Annotated in this window: 16 protein-coding genes; 10 read left to right on the forward strand and 6 right to left on the reverse strand. The window is 51.5% G+C overall.

All coding sequences use genetic code 11. The features are described 5' to 3' along the window. Positions 1–2 precede the first annotated feature (2 nt). From guaB to JU82_RS04665, 6 genes are all read left to right on the forward strand, one after another. The gene (gene guaB / locus JU82_RS04640; RefSeq protein ID WP_037947083.1) at positions 3–1,448 is read left to right on the forward strand and encodes an IMP dehydrogenase; all 1,446 of its coding nucleotides are present in this window, start codon (positions 3–5) and stop codon (positions 1,446–1,448) included. Positions 1,449–1,550: 102 nt separating this feature from the next. Further along, positions 1,551–2,816 carry an O-acetylhomoserine aminocarboxypropyltransferase/cysteine synthase family protein gene (locus JU82_RS04645; protein WP_037947086.1) on the forward strand — a complete coding sequence of 422 codons (1,266 nt, stop codon included), beginning with the start codon at positions 1,551–1,553 and terminating at the stop codon, positions 2,814–2,816. Between the two features lie 8 nt (positions 2,817–2,824). Further along, on the forward strand, positions 2,825–3,922 hold the full coding sequence (locus JU82_RS04650) for a homoserine O-acetyltransferase (RefSeq protein WP_037947089.1): 1,098 nt from the start codon (positions 2,825–2,827) through the stop codon (positions 3,920–3,922). After that, the gene (xseB, locus tag JU82_RS04655) at positions 3,919–4,113 is read left to right on the forward strand and encodes an exodeoxyribonuclease VII small subunit (RefSeq protein WP_037947092.1); all 195 of its coding nucleotides are present in this window, start codon (positions 3,919–3,921) and stop codon (positions 4,111–4,113) included. The genes JU82_RS04650 and xseB overlap by 4 nt, the downstream gene beginning before the upstream one ends. Then, complete coding sequence (locus tag JU82_RS04660) at positions 4,113–4,922, forward strand: carbon-nitrogen hydrolase family protein (protein WP_037947095.1); 810 nt, start codon at positions 4,113–4,115, stop codon at positions 4,920–4,922. Before xseB ends, JU82_RS04660 begins: the two co-directional genes overlap by 1 nt. Before the next feature lie 76 nt (positions 4,923–4,998). Beyond that, entirely contained in the window at positions 4,999–5,676 is a 678-nt protein-coding gene (locus JU82_RS04665; protein ID WP_037947098.1) for a HesA/MoeB/ThiF family protein, read from the forward strand. 4 nt (positions 5,677–5,680) lie between these two features. On the opposite strand, the gene JU82_RS12210 is transcribed toward JU82_RS04665, so the two are convergent. The 6 genes from JU82_RS12210 to JU82_RS11750 form a co-directional block, all read right to left on the reverse strand. Next, on the reverse strand, positions 5,681–6,175 hold the full coding sequence (locus JU82_RS12210) for a c-type cytochrome (RefSeq protein WP_349678317.1): 495 nt from the start codon (positions 6,173–6,175) through the stop codon (positions 5,681–5,683). A gap of 124 nt (positions 6,176–6,299) precedes the next feature. Then, on the reverse strand, positions 6,300–6,476 hold the full coding sequence (locus tag JU82_RS11745; protein WP_294892133.1) for a hypothetical protein: 177 nt from the start codon (positions 6,474–6,476) through the stop codon (positions 6,300–6,302). A 314-nt stretch (positions 6,477–6,790) separates the two neighbouring features. Continuing rightward, positions 6,791–8,212, reverse strand: coding sequence for an efflux transporter outer membrane subunit (locus JU82_RS04675; RefSeq protein ID WP_294892134.1), 1,422 nt, complete (start codon positions 8,210–8,212; stop codon positions 6,791–6,793). Next, the gene (locus JU82_RS04680) at positions 8,205–11,336 is read right to left on the reverse strand and encodes an efflux RND transporter permease subunit (protein WP_037947100.1); all 3,132 of its coding nucleotides are present in this window, start codon (positions 11,334–11,336) and stop codon (positions 8,205–8,207) included. Before JU82_RS04680 ends, JU82_RS04675 begins: the two co-directional genes overlap by 8 nt. Positions 11,337–11,338: 2 nt before the next feature. Continuing rightward, a complete protein-coding gene (locus JU82_RS04685) occupies positions 11,339–12,469 on the reverse strand; it encodes an efflux RND transporter periplasmic adaptor subunit (protein WP_294892135.1) in 1,131 nt (376 codons plus the stop codon). After that, positions 12,466–12,927, reverse strand: a complete 462-nt coding sequence (locus tag JU82_RS11750) for a MarR family transcriptional regulator (protein ID WP_294892136.1) — start codon at positions 12,925–12,927, stop codon at positions 12,466–12,468. The genes JU82_RS04685 and JU82_RS11750 overlap by 4 nt, the downstream gene beginning before the upstream one ends. Before the next feature lie 149 nt (positions 12,928–13,076). Between JU82_RS11750 and JU82_RS04695 the strand changes: the two genes are divergently transcribed. The 4 genes from JU82_RS04695 to JU82_RS11755 all read left to right on the forward strand — a co-directional run. Next, positions 13,077–13,871 (forward strand): polysaccharide deacetylase family protein, encoded by a 795-nt coding sequence (locus tag JU82_RS04695; RefSeq protein WP_037947104.1) that lies wholly within the window; start codon positions 13,077–13,079, stop codon positions 13,869–13,871. Between the two features lie 45 nt (positions 13,872–13,916). Continuing rightward, the gene (locus tag JU82_RS04700) at positions 13,917–15,053 is read left to right on the forward strand and encodes a succinyldiaminopimelate transaminase (RefSeq protein WP_037947108.1); all 1,137 of its coding nucleotides are present in this window, start codon (positions 13,917–13,919) and stop codon (positions 15,051–15,053) included. Then, positions 15,050–15,514: a hypothetical protein gene (locus JU82_RS04705; protein WP_294892137.1), complete on the forward strand. Its 465-nt coding sequence runs from the start codon at positions 15,050–15,052 to the stop codon at positions 15,512–15,514. The genes JU82_RS04700 and JU82_RS04705 overlap by 4 nt, the downstream gene beginning before the upstream one ends. Then, positions 15,511–15,909 (forward strand): Mur ligase domain-containing protein (locus tag JU82_RS11755; protein WP_037947114.1); only part of this gene is annotated, 399 nt, incomplete at its 3' end. The genes JU82_RS04705 and JU82_RS11755, both read left to right, overlap by 4 nt.

The raw sequence follows: 15,909 nt of genomic DNA on the forward strand, positions 1-15,909 counted from the left end.
TTATGAACATTCGTAAACGCGCTCTTACTTTTGAAGATGTATTGCTCATCCCTAAATACTCGGAGGTCCTCCCGAAAGAGGTGAGTTTGAAAACGATGCTGACCCGCAACATTCCCCTGAATATTCCGATGGTCTCTGCAGCGATGGATACGGTTACCGAATACCGTGCGGCGATTGCGATGGCGCATCTGGGCGGGATCGGGATCATCCATAAAAACATGGATATCGAAACGCAGGTGAAACAGGTCAAAAAAGTTAAAAAATCCGAAAGCGGTATCATCATCGATCCGATTTACGTTCTGCCCGATGCGACGCTTGCCGATGCAGAACAGCTGATGAGTGAGTTCCGTATTTCGGGTGTTCCCGTCGTTGATGCGCATAACAAGCTGCTTGGTATTCTGACCAACCGCGATATGCGTTTTGAAAAAGATCTCAAAAAACAAGCACACATGGTCATGACTCCGATGCCGCTCGTAACGGCAAAAGCGGGAATCACCCTCGAAGAAGCTGAGCAGATCATGCACAAAAACAAGATCGAAAAACTTCCTATCATCGACGATGAGGGATGCCTCAAAGGGCTGATTACGATCAAGGACATTAAAAAACGGATCGAATATCCGCACGCCAACAAAGACGATTTCGGCCGTCTGCGTGTCGGTGCGGCCATCGGCGTCGGTCAGCTTGACCGTGCTCGCGCCCTCGTGGATGCAGGTGTTGACGTTTTGGTTCTTGATTCCGCACACGGTCACTCCAAAGGGATTCTCGATACCGTCAAAGCAATCAAAAAAGAGATGGTTGTCGATATCATTGCCGGAAACGTTGCAACAGGTGAAGCGACAGAAGCGTTGATCGAGGCGGGTGCGGACGGCGTCAAAGTCGGTATCGGGCCGGGATCAATCTGTACGACCCGTATCGTTGCCGGTGTCGGCGTACCGCAAATCTCGGCAATTGACGAATGTGCGGCCGTCGGACGCAAGTACGGAGTACCGATTATCGCCGACGGCGGTATCCGTTACTCGGGCGATATTGCTAAAGCGTTGGCGGTCGGGGCAAGCGTTATTATGGCCGGATCGCTTTTGGCCGGAACGGAAGAATCTCCGGGTGATACGATCATGTATCAGGGCCGTCAGTACAAAGCCTACCGTGGGATGGGGTCTATCGGTGCGATGACCAAAGGCTCAACGGATCGTTATTTCCAGGAAGGAACCGCTGCGGACAAACTTGTTCCTGAAGGGATCGAAGGGCGTGTTCCGTATCGCGGAACGATCGCGGCGGTTGTGCATCAGATGATGGGCGGTCTGCGTTCATCTATGGGATATTGCGGGTCTGAGAGCATTCCGATGTTCTGGGACAAAGCCGAATTCGTAGAGATTACCAGCGCAGGGCTGAAAGAGTCTCATGTCCACGACGTTATTATTACGCAGGAAGCGCCGAACTACCACGTATAAAAACCATTTCTTATCGGGATAATCATGATTAAACCGTTAGGAAAACACGGGAAAACGTGTGGGATGAAGATACAATTGCACCAAACAACCTAAAGGATGAATATGCAACTCCAAACCGACGCGATTCACGCCGGATATGACAAAGATACCCAAAGCACGATGGCGGTTCCCATCTATCAGACTACCGCGTATGAGTTTCGCGACGTCGAACATGCCGCGAATCTCTTTTCCCTCAAAGAGCTGGGAAATATTTATACCCGTTTGAACAACCCGACAACCGATGTATTTGAAAAACGGTTTGCCGCCCTTGAAGGAGGAGCAGCTGGTTTAGCGACCTCCAGCGGTATGGCGGCGATTTTTTATGCGATTGCCAATGCAGCAGAGGCAGGAGACAATATCGTTTGCGCCAAACAGCTTTACGGCGGTACGCTGACGCAAGCGGCGCATACGCTTAAACGTTTCGGTATCCAGGCACGCTTTTTTGATGTGCATAATCCGGAGGCGATTGAAGGGCTGGTCGATGATAAGACCAAAGCGATCTTTTTCGAGACTCTGACCAATCCGAGCATCGATGTTGCCGATATCGGTGCCATCACAGCCATCGCCAAAAAACACGGAATCCTCACCATCGTCGATAACACGGTAGCGACTCCCGTATTGTGCCGTCCACTTGAGCACGGTGTCGATGTTGTCGTTCACAGTGCGAGCAAATACACGACGGGGCAGGGGCTTGCCATCGGCGGTATCATGGTCGAGCGCCACGGGTTGATCGATCTGATCAAATCCAATCCGCGTTATCCGCAGTTCAACGAGCCGGACGGGAGTTATCACGGGTTGGTGTACGTGGACGTTCCATTGCCGCTTTATACGCTGCGTGCACGCTTGTCGCTTCTGCGCGATCTGGGTGCGGTCGTATCGCCGTTTAACTCATGGCTCTTTATTCAGGGAATTGAAACCCTGAGCTTGCGTATGCGCGAGCATTCCCGCAACGCATTGGCCGTAGCGGAGTTTTTGGAAAGCCACCCCAAGGTGAACAAAGTCAACTATCCCGGGCTTAAAAGCAACGCGAATTATGCCGATGCACAACGCTATTTCGACGGCGGCATGTCAAGTGGGCTGCTGAGCTTCGAGGTGGAAAGTTTCGAGTCGGCGAAAAAAATCGTCGATGCGACGAACCTGTTCTCGCTGGTCGTGAACATCGGCGATTCGAAATCGATCATTACTCATCCTGCATCGACGACCCATCAGCAGCTTTCGGAAGACGAACTTGTCGCATGCGGCGTACCCTCCGGCTTGATTCGTCTTAGTATCGGGCTGGAAGCATCCGAGGATCTGATCAATGACCTCAAACAGGCATTGGGCGCGTAAAGGAAGTTATGTTAAACCTGCAGATTCACACTGAACATTTTACCAATCCCCTCTATCTGGAGAGCGGACGTATTTTAGAACCGTATGATATCGTCTACGAGACCTACGGAGAACTAAACGACGCGCGGGATAATGTAATTGTGATCACGCACGCACTCACCGGGTCGCACCATGCGGCCGGGACGTATGAAGGGGACAATAAAGCCGGTTGGTGGGACGCTCTTATAGGTCCGGGGAAAGCGGTCGATACCGACCGTTTTTTCGTGATCTGTACCAACGTGATCGGAAGCTGCTTCGGCTCGACGGGACCCATGTCGCCGCGTTACCCTTACAACGAACCTTATCGTTATAAATTCCCCGTTATCACGATCCTTGATATGGTCAAAGCGCAACGTATTTTGTTTGACCGTTTGGGAATCCATCAAGTCCATGCGGTGATCGGCGGTTCGATGGGAGGAATGCAGGCGTTGGCGTTCGGCGTCTTCTTCCCTAATTTTGCCAAAAAGATTATCGCGATGGCGACGACGGCCGCGACACAGCCTTGGGCAATCGCTTTTAACAAAGTGGCGCAGGAAGCGATTCTCAAAGACCCTGATTTTAAAAACGGCTATTATGACCCCGAAGTTATCCGCGAAAACGGTCTCTCTGGGATGGCAATCGGACGTATGGCGGGACATATCAGCTTTTTGTCCCATCAGTCCATGACCAAAAAATTCGGGCGCGAATACCGTCGAAATGACGGATTGTTTGAACTTTTCGGGAAGTTCCAGATCGAGTCGTATCTGGAATACAACGGTTACAATTTCACCAAATGGTTTGATCCGCTGTCGTATCTGTACATCACCAAAGCGATCAACATCTACGACCTCTCGCGGGGGTTCGATTCGCTTGAAGAGGCACTCTCGAAAATCAATGCCGAACTCTATCTGGTCAGCTTTGAAAAGGACCTTCTGTTCCTTCCGGACGAGATGGAAAGTATTTACAATGCGATGAAATCGCAGGGAAAAGAGAATGTTGATTATCTTGCGGTGCAGAGTGATTACGGGCATGATGCATTTTTAGTCGAAATCGATAAAATCGATCAGTATGTACGGGAGGCATTATGAGCCAGGAAGAGAGTTTTGAAACGAAGATTGCCAAAGCCAAAGAGATCTTGGAAAAACTGATGGATCCCGCTTTGCCTATGAACGAGAGTATAAAGGCGTACGAAGAGGGGATGAAAGAGCTAAAATCTGCCGAAAAAATGCTTGAAGAAGCTCAGTTGCAGATTCAAATTATTAAAAATCAGGAGCAATGATGCGTTGTGCCCTTTTGCAACTCCCATCGATCGGTATGGGGAGTAACAAGCTCGATAATTATGCCCGTGTCGCCCATCAAAAAGGGGTTAATCTGGTGGTCATGGGAGAGTATCTGCTGAACCCGTTTTTTAAAGAATTGGTTCATACCCCTGTTTCGATGATTGCAGAGCAAAGCGCACATCAGATCGAAACGCTGAAATCGTTGGCAGAGAAATACAATTTGGTGTTTATCGCCCCTATCGTGACGGTGAAGAAAAAAGAGTGTACGAAAATGATTGTCAAGGTCGGACCGCGCAGCGTCACCTATTACCCGCAGCAGTTTTTGATCAACTATCCCCATTGGAACGAAGAGAAGTTTTTCAATAACCCGATCGAAGCCCTCAAACCTCCGATGATTTTTGCTGTCGGCGGGTTTAAATTTGCCGTGATGGGCGGATTTGAAGTCCATTTTGATTCGATGTGGGACGCTGTGGACGCAAAAAGCGTCGATGCGGTTCTGATCCCAAGCGCATCGACGTTCGAGTCGCACAACCGATGGAGAGAGCTTCTGAAGACCCGTGCTTTTACTCACAACTGCTATATCCTTCGCGCCAACCGGGTCGGTGAATATTTCGACGAGAAACATGCATGGAAATTCTACGGCGATTCGATGGTGATTTCTCCTGATGGAGAGATCGAAGCCGATCTTGGGAATACCGAAGAACTGCTGATCGTCGATCTCGACCGAAAAAGCCTCATTGAATCGCGCAAAGGATGGGGTTTTAAAGAAGCCATGCGCAAACGAAACGCACATCGTATGAATACCTGAGCCGAGCAATCGGAATAGGGACAGTTTTAACGAAAACGATGCTACAGTAAATCATCATTAGAGGAGGACTTCGGATATGATGCATTATTTCCATCGTCAGGTGCAATTGTGGGGCGAAGAGACGCAGCGTACTTTGCAATCCAAACGAATTGCCGTTATCGGAAGCGGAGGATTGGGATCGTCATTGGCGTTTGCACTCGGAGCCTCAGGTATCGGTGAGATCCATATGATTGACTTCGATACGGTCAGTCTGCATAACATCCATCGTCAGATCGCTTTCAAGTCGGGAGATGAGGGAAAAAACAAGGCCGAAGTGGCGTGCGCGCTGATCGAATCGCGCTGCCCTTACGTTAAAGCGTATCCGCATACCTGCCGGTTTGAAGAATTTACCGAAAAAAATATCGACGTCGATTTGATCATCGATGCGACCGACAATCTTCCCACGCGCGGAATGATCAATACGTACGCGAAATCCAAAGGGTTGCCGTGGGTATACGGTTCGGTCGAAGCGTTCAACGGACAAGTCTGTTTTTTCGAAAACGCATCGTTTAACGAACTGTTTAAAATCACCCAAAAAACACCCGCCGGGATCGCTGCGCCGATCGTCATGCATATCGCATCCTTGCAAGCCAATCTGGCCTTGCGCTATTTGGCAGGATTGAGTGTTAAGAAAGACTTTTTGTATTATGTGTTTTTCAATGACGAAGGGGAACTGGTAACGCAAAAATTCGCGTTACCAAAAAGCGAAGGCTGATTGTTTACAGCCCGGAGATATGTTTGGCGAGCGCATCGATCTGAGCATCGCTAAGCGGCTTGGCTTGCCCCTGCATCAACGCTTTCATCTCTTTGCCGTACGTACCGGCCTGATACCCTTTTAAAGCCTCTTTGACTTTCTGTTCGCTCCATCCCGCAATGATTTGTGATTTTCCCAAAGCGGATTTCTCGGCTTTCATACCGTGGCATGAAGCACACTTCTGGCCGAAGAGAGCATTGCCGTCGGCAGACACGGCTATCGTCTTCACCGGAGCCGGTGTTTTGCTCTCAGCGGCGCTTACAGCAGCAGGTGCTGCTGCAACAACCGGTGTCGCAGTCTCGGTTACAGCCGTTGAGAGTTGTGCGGAAGCATTGGCTTCGGTTGCCGTTGCGACGACAGGCTGTGTTTCGTTTTGCGATACGGCAGACGTGTCGGTTTGTGCCGAATCACCGCATCCGATCAAGAACAAAGAACAGACGAATGTTAGAAAGTATTTCATAGAGGTTCTCCTAAATAAATTTCAGGATATTGTACGATTTTTAGTTTGAATGGAGTTGAAAGAAATAAAGAAAGAGGGAAGGGCGTTTCGCACCGAAGTGCAAAACTAAGCTGTAAGTCGAAACTTATTCAGCAGTAGCGTTTGCTTCAGTAGCGTTTGCTTCAACAGTAACGTTTGCTTCTTCAGCAACTGGTGCAGCAACTTCTTCAGCAGTAACGTTTGCTTCTTCAGCAACTGGCGCAGATTCGCTGCATCCGATGAACATAGCAGCAAGCAACAAAGCAGAAAAGATTTTCAACATGGTAAGGCTCCTTAAAAATTTATGGCGGAAGTATATCACTACCTCCCCCATACTTGTCAAGAGGTTTTGACAAATTTTTGAATATATTTTTATGAACTCCATGAAATAGGGGCTTCGACGGCATCACAAATTTTTCAAAATAGCCTGTTTTTCGCTAAAAATAGTAACATCGGTAGAGGCAAAAAAAGTATTTTTTGCCCTTTTTGAGTACCTATTTACTTTTGATTAGCTTTTGGATGGCATTTCGGGAAAGGAAAAGAAATTCATTTTTGCTCCGCAAACGAATCCGTTTGCGAAATAACGAGAGGAAAATATTATCTCCCTGAAGGGAGATAATCAAGAGCGAGAGCCGTGTTTTTTTCTTCCCAACCGCCGCCGAGAGCTTTATACACGTTGACGGTTGCGGTAAGGCCGTTTTGTTTGGCGATCAGATAGCTTTGGTGTGCCGCAAGCCATTGCTGCTGGACCGTCAGCATCTCCGTATAGGAAATGGCGCCTACCTGATAACGGAGCTTGGCTTGTTTCAATGCCTGAGCAATCGCGAGCGAGCGTTTGTTTTGATACGTTATTTGCTCATTGGCCTTGAGCGTTTGGCCCAAAACACTGTCCGTATCGTTAAAAGCGCTCACAATGGTTTTGCGGTACGCAGCCAGAGTAGCGTTATGTTCGGCTTCGGCTGTTTTGATTTCACCGGCAATACGTCCGGCGCTAAAGATCGGTACGGAGACGGACGGAACAATTTCCCAAAGTCTGGTCGGGTTGGAGACAAAGTCACTCAACTCCAGGCTTTGAACCCCGAGCATGCCGGTCAGTTTGATACTGGGAAAATAGGCGGCGCGTGCGATACCGATCTGTGCGTTGGACGCGATCAGATTCTGTTCCGCCGCAGCGATATCGGGGCGGCGTGCCAACACCGAACTTGGGATGGCGGCAGGAACGGTCGGAAGCATGATCGATTCAAGAGATGCCGTGGAGACGCTTTGAGGATTTCGTCCGAGCAGGACGTTATAAACGGCCTCTTCGGCGATTTTCGACGCTTCCAGCTGCGATAATGTCGCTTTGGCGCTTTCATATTCGGATTCGGCTTGTAAATAGGTACTTTCGTCGATGACGCCGTGACGGTATTTAAGCCCTGTCAATTCATAAAGATCGCGGCTGATGGAGAGGTTCTCTTTGGCCAGATCGATTTGGCTTTGCAGCGCGGCGAGTTTGAAATACGATGCGGAGACGGCGGCAGTGACGGAGAGCTTGACCGTCTCTTTGGCATAAACGCTGGAGAGGAGCAGCGCCCGGGCCGCTTCATTGGCACGCCGTACTTTTCCGAACAGATCGATTTCGTAGCTCGCCAGCGAAAGCGAAGCGGCATAGGTGGAGGTGACGCCGTCGTGGAGGTTGGATCCGGTCGCATCATAAACCCCTTTGCGGGTCATTGAACCGTTGCCGTTGATTTGCGGATAGAGATAGGATTTGGCTTGATCGAATTTTCCCAGCAGCGCGTCGACCTGAGCCTGTGAGGACTGCAGGTCGTAATTGGTCCGCAACGCATCCTCTACCGCTTCGGAGAGTCGGGGGTCGTTAAAATGTTTCCACCATTGTGCGTCTATGGCTGCCGAGCCGTTAGCGTCCCGAAACGATTCGGGCACGGCGACGGCAGGTTTGACGTAATCGGGACCGATCGTACAACCGCCCAGAAGAAACGTTAAAAGGAGTGAACCGTAGGTTGCGTGCTTAGTCATGGGATACCCCCTTTCGCTCGATAAATTTTTCCTGAGCCGTAGCGACCCAGTAGTAGAGATACGGAATGAAATACCGTTCGATGAACGTGGCGGCCAACATACCGCCGAACATCGCTACCCCGATGGAGAAGCGCCCGGCGGCTCCTGCACCGGAACTGAATATCAGCGGGAGCATTCCGGCCAAAAAGGCAAACGAGGTCATCATCATCGGACGATAACGCAATCGTGCGGCTTCCATGGTCGCGTCATAAATGCTTTTCCCCATTTGGCGCTGTTCTTCGGCAAATTCGACGACGAGAATCGCGTTTTTGGCCGAGAGGGCGATCAGGGTGAGCAGCCCGATCTGGAAGTAGACGTTGTTGTTCAAAAACGGGATGAACCAGACGACGGTATAGGCTCCCATGATTCCGTACGGAACGGCGAGCATGATCGAGATCGGCAACGTCCACCGCTCATACAGGGCGGCAAGAATCAGATAAACCATGACGAGGGCAAAGGCGACGATGATCAGCGCCTTGGAACCGACCAGCTTTTCCTGCAGATACAAACCTTCCCAGTCGTAGCTGGCCGTGGCGGGCAGGAGCGTGTCGGCATTGTTTTCGATGGTGTTGATGATGTCTCCCGAACTGTATCCCGGTGAAGGGGATCCCATGACGGTCGTGCTCAGTACGCCGTTGAAATGCTCTATCGAGGAGGGCGCACTGGCCATTTTGACCGTTACGACCGAGGAGAGAGGGACGAGCATTCCGCTGCTTGAGCGTACCCATGCGCGTCCGATATCTTCGGGGGTGGCGCGATAAGAGCTGTCCGATTGCATCTGTACCCAGTACGTTTTGCCGTTGCGGTCGAACTGGTTGACGTACATCGTACCGATGGTCGCCTGCAGCGTCTGAAAAACGTCGTTGATCGAGAGCCCCAGCGATTTGGCTTTTTCGCGATCGACTTCGACCGAAAGGGTCGGGGTGTTGACGTTCATCGTACTGAAAGGGTTTTTGATGCTCGGTTCGGCTTTGAGCGCACCGATAAATTCGTTGGTCGTTGCGGCATGGTGCGTGAAGTTGTTGTCACCCGGCTGCAGTAGTCGGAGGCTGAACATGTCCGACGCTCCCATTCCCCGGATCGATGGAGGAGGCATGGCAAAGACTTTTGCCTCTTTGATGCTTCCGAGTTTCGGCCCGAGTGAGCCTAATATACCGAAAACGGAGAGCTCTTTGGTCGGGCGTTCTTCCCACGACTTAAGGCGGGTAAACACGACGGCGGAATTGGGTTCTTGCGAAAATGTAAGGATATTAAGACCGGTGATGGCGGTATATTTGTAGATACCTTCCTGTTCGCTCAAGATCCCTTCTACCTGCTTGACGACTTCCAGCGTCCGGTTGGCGGTGGCCCCTTCGGGGAGATTGATGCTGGTGATAAAATACCCCTGATCTTCCATCGGGAGGAAGGCGGTCGGCAGGGTTTTGTGAAAATAAGCGATAAAACCGTATGTCGTGAGATAGATGACGCCGAAAATGAGCGCCTTTCGGATCATAAACATCGAGCGTCGTACGTAGTTGTCGGTCATTTTGCCGAATGCTTTGTTAAACCATCGGAAAAAGGCGTTCGGCGTGTGATCGTGCTGTTTGAGAATCATCGCCCCGATGGCGGGAGCGAACGTCAGTGCCATAAAGCCTGAAAATACGACCGAGATCGCAATCGTCGCCGCAAACTGTTTGTACAGCTGTCCCGTCATACCTCCCAAAAACGTAGCGGGAATGAAAACGGCACACATAACGAGGACAATGGCGATAACGGGACCCGATATTTGCATCATTGCCTTGATTGCCGCTTCGCGGGGCGGTATCTTCTCGTTCTGCAGTATCCGCTCCATATTTTCGACGACGACGATCGCGTCATCGACGACGATACCGATGGCCAGTACCAATCCAAAGAGGGTGAGGGTATTGATCGAATACCCGAGCAGATACATTCCGATAAAGGCTCCGGTCAGCGAGATCGGGATCGAGAGGATCGGGATCAGTGCGGCACGGGCGCTTTGCAAAAAGAGGTAAATGACAAGGCTGACGAGGATGATCCCCTCGATCAGCGTCTTGACAACCTCGTCGATCGAAATTTTGACGAAGTCGGTCGTATTGTACGGGATGTCGTAGGTGATTCCCGCCGGGAATTTTTTGGCCAGTTTTTCCATTTTGGCCTCGACCGCCGCTGAGGTGTCGAGGGCGTTGGCATTGACGTCGGCGAAAATCCCGATCATCGCGGCCGGTTTTCCGTTGACGCGACCGAAAAATTCGTAGTTCTGCGCCCCGAGTTCGACGCGGGCAACATCTTTCAGCCGGATCATCGAACCGTCGTTTTTGGCGCGGATAATGATGTTGGCAAACTCTTCGGGGGTCGAGAAACGCCCTTTTGAAGTGAGCTGCATCGTCCACATCTGCTCATCGGCGGTAGGAGCCTGTCCTAGGCGCCCCGGAGAGACTTGGAGATTCTGGTCGCGAATCGCGTTGGCAATCTCGGAGGTGCTGACCCCCAAAGAAGCCAGTTTATCGGGGTTAAGCCATATCCGCATCGCGTAGTCGCGTTGGCCGAAGATCTGGCTGCGTCCCGCACCGGGAATTTTTTTAATGTCATCCAGAAGGTTTGAAGAGATGTAGTTACTGATCTGGGTCGAATCGTAGCTGCCATCAGGCGACGTGATCGCGACGATCAGGAGGATATCGGAAGTTCGTTTTTCCACCGTCACACCCAGATCGCGGGTTGTCTGGGGAAGCTGTGCCAGTACCGAATTGATCCGGTTTTGAACTTCGACGGCGGCCATATCCTGATTGACGCCGATATTGAAGGTACACGTGATCGTCCCCGTCCCCGGCAGTGCCGCGGCTTTGGAACTCATGTACATTAGTCCCTCGGCTCCCGAAATCTGCGATTCGAGAGGGGTCAGGATGTTGTCGGCGATGGTCTGGGCATCGGCTCCTGGGTATTTAGCGGTGACGACGACAGTCGGAGGGGTAAGGTTCGGCAGTTGCGAAACAGGGAGGCTTTTAATCGCCGCAAATCCCAGCAGCATAATGATGATACCGATAACGATCGAGAGGACCGGCCGGTTGATAAAAAACTTGCTAAACATGATTATTTACCGTTCGGAATGACTTCCGAGCCCGGTCTGAGTTTGGGCAGGCTGTCGGCGACAATTTTTTCGTTTCCGCTTAAACCGCCTTCGATCAGAATATTTCCGCCGATCCATGAACTGACCGTTATCGGACGTGGGGAAACGGTGTTGTTGGCTTCAACGACGTAGACAAATTTTCCTTTCTCACCGGTCAGAACCGTTTTTTGAGGGAGATAAAGGGCATTTTTCCATTCCATCCCTTTGACTTTGACTTTGACGAACTGCCCGGGTAGGAGTTTGTGATCGCTGTTGTCCAAAACGGCGCGGTACATGATGTTGCCCGTTGTCGGATCGACAAACGGGGCGATGAAATCGATTCGGCCTTGGCGTGCTAGCGTCGATCCGTCGCTGAGCACCAGTTCGACGTCGTATTTTCCGTCTTTAGGGGTGACCAGACGTCCTGATGCGATGGCGTTTTGACGGGAGAGTTTTTGATTTTCGCTGAAGGTAAAATTGACGTAGATCGGATCGTTTTGATACATCGTCGTGAGCAGCCCGTTCGCTCCTGCGGCAACGTAGGTTCCGACATCGACTTTGGACTGGTCGACGAAGCCGCTGATAGGAGCTTTGATCGTCGTGTAGCTGAGGTTTAGGCGGGCCTGTTCCAGAGAAGCTTTGGCACCCGAGACGGCGGCGGCGGTGTTGAGTTCGTTTGCCGTTGCGGTATCAAGCTCTTGTTTGCTGACCGCATTGGCGCTCGCGAGCGGTTTGATCCGGTTCAAGACGGCTTTGGCGTTTGTGTGGTTGGCAACGGCCAGATCGTATGCCGCTTTGGCGCTTTCAAGGGAGTTTTTCAGATCGCTCGGATCGATCGTAAAGAGAGTCGTCCCTTTGGTCACGTAAGAGCCTTCCGTATAGGCCCGTTTGGCCAGATAGCCGTTGACGCGCGCGTAGACCTGAACGGTATTGTACGCTTCGGTTTGTCCCGTTGCTTCCAAAATAGCCGGAAAGTTGCCTTGCTTGGCTTGGGTCGTCGTGACGGGAACGGGACCTTGGGGCGGTTGCTGCATTCCCGCGGCTTTTGGGCGTTCGCATCCGCCGATAGCGATGATCGCAGCGGCAGAGAGGGTAAGGAGTGTAATACGTTTCATTCGGAATCCTTTGACGAGTAATGGAGTAGATGGCACATTTTTTTAAGGACGCGGAGGGTTGTTGCGAGCTCTTCGGAGTCAAATTCGGCATGCAGGGCTTTGTTGGCTTGATCTAAAACCTGCATGGTCGGTTTTTCGAGGGCGATTCCCTGCGGCGTGAGGGTAACAAGATTGCACCGCTTGTCGTTCTCATCGATTGTGCGGCGGATGAGCGCGCGTTTTTCGAGTCCCGCGATGAGGCGGGTGATACTGGTTTTATCTTTGCCGACAAAATCGGCGATGGCTTGCTGCGTTGAGACATTTTCGTTCCAAAGTACGACCATCACCTTGAACTGCTCGATCGTCATGTCGATGCCGTTCAGTGCAAGCTGACGCGTCAGATAGCTTCGGGCGCCGTATGCGGCAAGGTTGGTTATGCACCCCAGCGATTCGTCGACGGGGCATTCGCAACGGTTCATACACCCTCCTGTATTTCTATTTAGTTGCATAGTCAACTAATTAATCGAATTCTAGGGCAATAGGGTAATAATGTCAAGATGATTTTTGTAAATAGTGTAAACGGATGCGCTATAATCCGCCGATTTTTTATACAAAGGTGAGAAAAACAATGTTGCGTCTTGTTCTGCTATCTCTATTTTTTATCAGTTCCGTATGGGGAGCGCCGGGGAATGCCAAAATCCCGGTATTGTGTTATCACCGTTTCGGTCCGGAAGTTAGCGATTCGATGACGATCAAAACCGTTGCGTTTGCCGAACAGCTCGCGTGGCTGAAATCAAACGGGTACACGGTGATCCCTCTTGATACCGCGATGCGCTATCTCAAAGGAGAGGTCAAAACACTCCCCGCCAAGCCGGTCGTCATTACGGTCGACGACGGGCACAAAAGCGTCTATTCCGATATGGCGCCGTTGGTGAAAAAGTACAAAATACCCGTGACCCTCTTCGTCTATCCCAGCGCGATCTCGAACGCTGCGTACGCGATGAGCTGGGAGCAGCTGCGCGAACTCGAAAGTACGAAGTTTTTTCGCGTCGAATCGCACACCTACTGGCACCCCAACTTCAACCACGAGAAGAAAAAACTTTCTCCCACCGAATACGATAAGTTCGTCGACAAACAGCTTGGCGGTGCGAAGAAAAAACTCGAAGAGCGAATGGGACACGAAGTGAAATACCTCGCATGGGTGTTCGGTATTTACGACGACGAACTCGAACGCAAAGCCTCTCAGGCAGGTTATGCAGCCGCGCTCACGATCGATCGTGCCCACACCGCAGCGGGCAAAAAAATGACGTCGCAGCCGCGTTATATGATCGTCAGCAAACACGATATCCGAGCGTTCGAGCGGATGGTTAACGGCACCGAAGATCGGATGCCTGCGTCGAAAAAAGAGGTTATAAGGTATTAAATCGCTATAATAAAGCATCATAAATTCCATAACAAAGACCGTCCTTTGCATTTTGAACCCTATCCGTTTGAAAAATTAAACACCCTTCTCTCTGGGATCACTCCCAATCCGGCGTATGCTCCGATCGTTCTCACGATCGGGGAGCCGCAGTTTGAAACGCCCGCGTTTATCCAAAAATCGCTGGCCAAACATTCCGAAAAACTCCGCTATTATCCCAAAACGGCGGGGGAAGCGGAACTAAACGACGCGATGCGCGGTTTCGTCGAGCGCCGTTTCGGGATAAAGCTCGAACCCGATCAGCTCGTCAGTGCGTTCGGGACGCGGGAAGTGCTATTCAACTTCCCGCAGTTTTACCTGTTCGACAAACAAAACCCCGTGATGGCCTACACCAATCCGTTTTACCAGATTTACGAGGGTGCCGCTATCGCGTCGCGCGCACGGGTTATTCATCTGAACCTGACCGAAGCCAACGGCTTCAAGCCGGAAATCAACGAAGCCGAACTCTCGGGATGCGACCTTGTGATCCTGAACTTCCCTAACAACCCGACCGCGTCGGTGCTGAGCCTCGAAGAACTGGGCGAATGGGTGAAGCTCGCCCTCAAACACAATTTTCTTCTTATCAACGACGAGTGCTACAGCGAGATCTACACCGGCTCAAAAGTTCCGTCGCTTCTCGAAGCGTCGCTTCATGTCGGCAATACCTCGTTCAAAAACGTCCTTGTGATCAACTCGATCTCCAAGCGCTCTTCGGCTCCGGGGCTTCGGAGCGGGTTTATCGCCGGAGACGCGGAAATTCTGAAAGGGTATGCGCAGTACCGCACCTACGTCGGATGCGCGTCGCCGCTTCCGCTGCAAATGGCTGCGGCGATGGCATGGAGCGACGAAAAGCATGTCGCGCACGCCCGCGAAGTGTACGCCGAGAATTTCAAGGCCGCACAGGAAATTTTGGGAATCACGACTTCGGATGCGACGTTCTACGTCTGGCTCAAAGTCGGGGATGCACTGGAATTTACCCGACGACTTTATCGCGACTACAACGTCAAAGTGCTGCCGGGGGAATTTCTGGCACGCGAGAACGCACACGGGGAGAATCCCGGTATCGGCTATATCCGCATCGCCCTCGTCGAAGAGACGGGACGGACGGTCCACGCACTTGAGCGCCTAAAGGAGGCATTGCAATGAAAGAACTCAAAGACAAAATTTTTCAGGCCCAAAGCGAGGGGGACATTGCCTCGTTGTACGTCCTTGAGTCTCAGGCGCACGAGAAATTTGACGAAGATACGCTGATGGCGTACTATGCCAATATTCTTGATTTGGCTCTCGAGCGGCTCACCAATGCCCTTGAAAACCTCGAGAAACTCGACATGAGCCAAGTGCAGGATTTCGCGACGCTGCGGGCGCTGTACGAATACGCGATCGAGCACTACAGCGCGGGAAGCACGCACGATGCGAGCGCGCTGTTCGAGGTCCTCGGCGGGATCAGCAACGACGAAGCGTTCTCCGAGGCGATGAAAATCCACCGCGCGGCGTGCGACGCACAAATCCCGTTTGACGATTTCATCGAGCAGTACGTCGACATGGAAGCGACACAGAACGGCGGCAAGTTTTACATCAGCTATTTTAAAAAGGAAATCGGAGAATGAAAATTCATTTCATCGGCATCGGCGGTATCGGAATCTCGGGGTTGGCCAAATACATGCGTTTCAGCGGGCACGAGGTAAGCGGCTCGGACATGAAAGCAACGCATATTACCCAGCGTCTCATCGATCGTGGGATCAAAGTCTCCATCGGGCACGATGCGGCCAACATCCCGCAAGGGTGCGATCTGGTAATCCATTCGGCCATTATCCGTGATACGAACGTCGAGGTCGTCGAAGCGAAAGCACGGGGAATCGACGTATTGCACCGCCGCGACGCGCTGTTGAGAATTTTAAAAGAGAAAAAAGTCTACGCTGTCTGCGGCGCGCACGGCAAAAGCACGACGACGGCGATTTTGGCTTCGATCATGAGCGGAAGCGCAATCATCGGCGCCGAATCA

It is taken from the genome of Sulfuricurvum sp. MLSB, assembly GCF_000747095.1.
Classification (GTDB): Bacteria; Campylobacterota; Campylobacteria; order Campylobacterales; family Sulfurimonadaceae; genus Sulfuricurvum.